Source organism: Salinibacterium sp., assembly GCF_031364185.1.
Taxonomy (GTDB): Bacteria; Actinomycetota; Actinomycetes; order Actinomycetales; family Microbacteriaceae; genus Rhodoglobus.
In genome coordinates, this window is the sequence record NZ_JANLVV010000387.1 from 1 (window position 1) to 3,137 (window position 3,137).

Genomic DNA, 3,137 nt, shown 5'->3' on the forward strand with positions numbered 1-3,137 from the left:
GCAGGCGCAGGCCGATGCGCTGCAAGTCGCCGCCAAGGACGACGTGAGCATCCAGAGCAAGACCGCCCACATCGACTGGGCCGCCGCGAAGAAGATCGTGCTGGCCACCAAGGGCGGTGCCAGCATCACGATCGAAGGCGGGAACATCACGGTGCAGTGCCCGGGGACGATCACGGTCAGGGCTAGCACGAAGAGCTTCGTGGGGCCGGAGGGGGCGAGCTTCGCGCTTCCGACATTGCCACAACAGGTGTGTGTGGAGTGCCTTTTGAGTGCCGCCAGAAGCGCTGCACCATTTGCAAAGCAGGCGTGAGATCGGTATGACGCTCTGGGCAACATTACGAGTACCGCCGGTGGTTCCATTGACGGAAGGCGACAACCAATTTGCCTTGATCGACGCGGCGCAAGTCGAGCGACTCACCGACAAGCTGCCGCGCGATGGACTGGTGCTGGCAGTCGAGTCCCTCTTCGGCCGACCGATTGCGCCCGCTAAAGCCAGCGCCACACCGCATCTGGTTGCGGTTGCAGGCTTGTCTGCTTGGGGAGGGGTGGTCAGAGCTTTGAGTGACGCGACCGAGTCCCACGGCGCGTTGGGTTGGCTCGTGTCGCCTCTGTCTGCTCTCGAACTGGCACAGCGGCTACGCGCCAGACTCGACGCCCGCCTCCCCGACCGCTTCGATTGCGTCAACCGCTACTTCGATGGGCGTGTCACCCCGCATCTGCACGAGTGCCTAGAGGCAGACCAAAGGCGAGTGTTCTTCTCGGTCTGCAGCCAATGGTGGGTCGTTGACCACACGCACCAGTGGCGCAGCCTGTCGTGCAGCTTTGCTTCGGACGACGCGTTCGTCCCGCCGCTGGCGCTGGACGAGCGTCAGCAGGCACACTTGATCGATGCCTGCTATCCCTACGCGGTGATCGAACACTTCATGCAGACCGATCAGGAACTGCTGGAGACGGTGCCTGCCACGCAGCGGTATGCGTTCTTTCGATCGGCGCTTCAGGCGGCAGAGCAATTCGGAATCGACGGTGGCCCGAGTGGGATTCTCTTTTGTACGTTGGCCTTGACCCGAGGCCCGGGTTTTCATCAGCAACCGCGGTGGCGTGCTGCGCTTGACCAAGTCAAAGCGGGAACGCTGACCTTGCGACAAGCCATCAAGGCAGAGCACCATGACTGACATCATGAAACGAAACCTTCTCAAGGCTGCGGGCCTGGGCGTGCTCAGCGGATGCGCAACGGCAGCGCCTGCCGGGCGCTCGGTGAGCATCGTCAAGTTCAACTACACGGATCGATACATTGGAGACGTCTCCGTCAATGGCGTATGGGCAGCCGGGGTTGACGCTTTTGGTGGCGGCGGTGATCGCATTCAAGGCCTGATGGCACCGTCAAACACGACGAGCGAAGCGACTTTGAAGATTGGCTGGGCCGTTGGATCCATCTACTCGGTCGCCGATGACGAATACACCCGAATGCCGATCCAGGCAAAGACGGCCAGTGTCGAGGTCGCGCGACCGTACCCCGCGAACCCGACGTATCTCGTGCTTCACTTCTATCCCGATGGTCACATCGAGGCCGAGTTGGAGGCCGACCGCCCGAAGCGCCGCATCCCGCCACCACCCGGCTATCACCGTTGATCGAAAACCATGGCCAACATCGACCCCACCTACGTCAAGAACCAGACCGACCCCAAGCCGGGCCTGACTGATCCCGTCCAAGGAGGCGAGGCTGCGGAAACGGCGCGTCGCGCGCCGGGCCAGCGCGTTCTCACCGCCAAGGAACGCGAGCAACGTCAGATGGCGTTGTGTGCCACGGTGCCGGAGAAGGAAGAAGCGATGTGCCAGTGCACGAAGGTGCTGCACTTCAGCGTGTTCTTCGATGGCACAGGCAACAACCGCGATCAAGAGATGGCGAAGCCACTCGAACGCAGAGCCTTGTCCAACATCGCAAAGCTCAGTGATGCACACAAAGACAACGGTGACACGATCAGAGCGATCTACATCCCCGGTGCCGGTACGCCGTATCCAGTGGTCGGCGACAGCGGCGGCATGCTCGGCTCCTCGATCGGCAAAGGCGCCGATACCCGCATCAAAAAAGCCCTCGAACTGCTCGACGAAGAGCTGGCAAAGGTCCCCACCCAGCAAAGAATCCTGCTGATCAACGTGACCGTTTTCGGCTTCTCGCGCGGCGCCGCCCAGGCACGGGCCTTCGTTCGCGATCTGGCTGCGAAATGCGTGCTCAAAGACGATGGTTACGTCTACAAAGGCGAGCCCGTTCGCGTCGCTTTCGCGGGGCTGTTCGACACCGTCTGTTCGGCCTACGACAACTTGGCCGGCGCGACCATCACGGCCAACGGCGGTCACAACGGCTGGGCCCACGACATGAAGCTGCCCGCGATGGTGGAGCAATCGGTGCACATGAATGCGGCACACGAATTGCGCCGCCGTTTCCCGCTCGACTCCACCCGGATCGATGCCGCGTACCCCGAGAACACCGTCGAGATCTGGTATCCCGGCGTTCACTCCGACGTGGGCGGCGGCTACTCGCCGCAGTACCAGGGCCGTCAAAACACTATCTCCCGCTTCTCGCTGAGCCAGATGTTCGATCTGGCGTTTACCGGCGGCGTGCTGTTCAGCCCGATCGCGAAACTGGCGCCTGAGGTTCAAGACGAATTCAACAAGGATGACCCCGCCCTGCGCACCGCCTTCAATGCCTACGTCGATGCCGTGCCGATGAAGAGCGGTCCGATGGAAGAAGTTCAGGCGGCGCACATGCAACTCTTCCATCGCTGGCTCAGGAAGCGCGTGAACGCGAAGACGGACCTTCCGTCATCCCAGCGGCTCAAGGCCGCCCGAGAAGCCGCCAAAGCGGCACAGCAGGCCGCAATGAGCGAGCGCACGGCGCTCCAGAAGAGCAATGGTTCTTACAACGAGTTTGGCCCGGTGTTCTCGCTGGAAGATCAGCAAACGTACGATGCCATCCTCAAGCGTGAGCAACAAAGCCGAGCAGACGCCGCCGAGGCGGGTGGAGCGTTGTCCGACCTCGATCAGGAAAATGCCAAGTACCTCTGGGATGTTCAAGACATCGTCTGGCGTGCCAAGAACGGCGGCAAGCTGACCCTTCGCGAACGAACCATCAAGGCGGC

Annotated in this window: 4 protein-coding genes; all 4 read left to right on the plus strand. The window is 61.9% G+C overall.

Annotated elements, in window-relative coordinates:
- Positions 1-310, plus strand: a 310-nt coding sequence (locus RMN95_RS16640) for a DUF2345 domain-containing protein (protein WP_309618020.1), incomplete at its 5' end; no start/stop codon positions are given.
- Positions 311-317: 7 nt separating this feature from the next.
- Positions 318-1,172, plus strand: a complete 855-nt coding sequence (locus RMN95_RS16645; protein WP_309618021.1) for a DUF4123 domain-containing protein — start codon at positions 318-320, stop codon at positions 1,170-1,172.
- Complete coding sequence (locus RMN95_RS16650; RefSeq protein WP_309618022.1) at positions 1,165-1,629, plus strand: DUF3304 domain-containing protein; 465 nt, start codon at positions 1,165-1,167, stop codon at positions 1,627-1,629. The genes RMN95_RS16645 and RMN95_RS16650 overlap by 8 nt, the downstream gene beginning before the upstream one ends.
- Positions 1,630-1,638: 9 nt before the next feature.
- A partial coding sequence (locus RMN95_RS16655; protein WP_309618023.1) for a DUF2235 domain-containing protein occupies positions 1,639-3,137 on the plus strand: 1,499 nt, incomplete at its 3' end.

Coding starts and splice junctions, on each gene's coding strand:
- RMN95_RS16650 (WP_309618022.1), top strand. CDS start 1,165: ATGACTGACATCATGAAACGAAACCTTCTCAAGGCTGCGGGCCTGGGC.
- RMN95_RS16645 (WP_309618021.1), top strand. CDS start 318: ATGACGCTCTGGGCAACATTACGAGTACCGCCGGTGGTTCCATTGACG.